Raw genomic sequence first — 1,316 nt, 5'->3', positions numbered from 1 at the left:
GGGCCGGGTCCCAGCCCAGGCCCATGCTGAGGTGGGTGATTGCGTGCGTCATGCGGTACTCCTGGCCGATAGGAACCCGCCCGACCGAGCACGAGCAGGGTTGCCGACCAGACTTCCCGACTCGTCGACCCATAAACATGGCGTAAAGATCACGCCCAGCACAAATCTGGCGGCGTGCTGTGCGCGTCGTCCGGCCGGGTTGTGGTCGCCACGGGACTACCGTGACGGCGATGAGCGCACGCTTCGAAGAACTCGGCTGGCGGCAGACCCCGATCGGCGAGATCAGTCTGCGTCGACGCTTCGATCCGACGGTGCGGGCCGATGTCTACGAGGTGAAGCTCGGTGACGAGTACCTGATGTCGAGCTTGTTCACCGTCGCCGAACGTGCGCTGTCGCGGCTGGGATTGGGGCGCACGCCCGGCGACCGGCTGGATGTGCTCGTCGGTGGGCTCGGCTTGGGATACACCGCGCGAGAAGCGTTGCTGGACCCACGAATTCACGCGCTCACGGTGATCGAGTACTCCGACGCCGTCATCGATTGGCATCGCCGTGAGCTGCTGCCCGACACCGCCGGGTTGGCTGCCGACTCTCGGGTCGAGCTCGTCTGCGCGGACTTCTTCGCCGCGGCGGCGGGGCCGGTGGGATTCGATCCGGCACGCCCGGGACGCGTGTACGACGCGCTGCTGCTCGACATCGACCATTCACCACGCCATGTCCTGCACGGTTCGAATGCCGAGTTCTACACCCGCGAGGGCCTGCGCGCGGTCGCGCGACACCTGGTCGACGGCGGCACCTTTGCGATGTGGTCCGACGACGCACCGGATGACGAGTTCCGCGAAATTCTGGAATCCGCCTTCGTCGATGTGGAGGCGCGGCCGATCCTGTTCGACAACCCGCTGACCCGCGGGCGATCCGGCGCGACGATCTACCTCGCGACCAGGTCCCACCGCGCTCGGAGCACAGACCGCGACCAGGCATTATGTGACTAGGAACAACAATGCGGCGAAGTGATTGCCGTCGGCGTCGCTGAGGTTGATCGTAAGTGTCTGGGAGTAGTTGTCCCACACACCGAACCTCCGGCGATCGCGTCATGACGGGCCGGTTCGGGATCGAGCTTTTCGGATTCGACATCGGAGTCAGGATGAACAGCTTGCTCGAAAACCATCGCGGATGGGTAGCCGACATCTTCACGGATGGGTTGTACGGACGCAGTGACGCCCCGAGCCCCCGCGCGACGGTCGCCAACGATGCCCGGCCGCTGGCTCCCACCGACAGCCACCCGCGCCGACCGGAGGAGGTGATCGGGTGGCGCGCAC

Annotated in this window: 1 protein-coding gene; it reads left to right on the top strand. The window is 66.0% G+C overall.

All coding sequences use genetic code 11. From position 1 onward, the window contains the following. Window positions 1-230: 230 nt before the first annotated feature. The gene (locus ACFWF3_RS36155) at window positions 231-989 is read left to right on the top strand and encodes a spermidine synthase (protein ID WP_379318669.1); all 759 of its coding nucleotides are present in this window, start codon (window positions 231-233) and stop codon (window positions 987-989) included. Window positions 990-1,316: the final 327 nt, after the last annotated feature.

The organism is Nocardia sp. NPDC060220 (genome assembly GCF_042727815.1).
Lineage (GTDB): Bacteria > Actinomycetota > Actinomycetes > Mycobacteriales > Mycobacteriaceae > Nocardia.
This window is presented reverse-complemented; position numbering and strand designations above follow the sequence as displayed.

What these genes read in the sequence shown, in the direction of transcription:
- ACFWF3_RS36155 (WP_379318669.1), top strand. Translation starts at nt 231, where the DNA reads ATGAGCGCACGCTTCGAAGAACTCGGCTGGCGGCAGACCCCGATCGGC.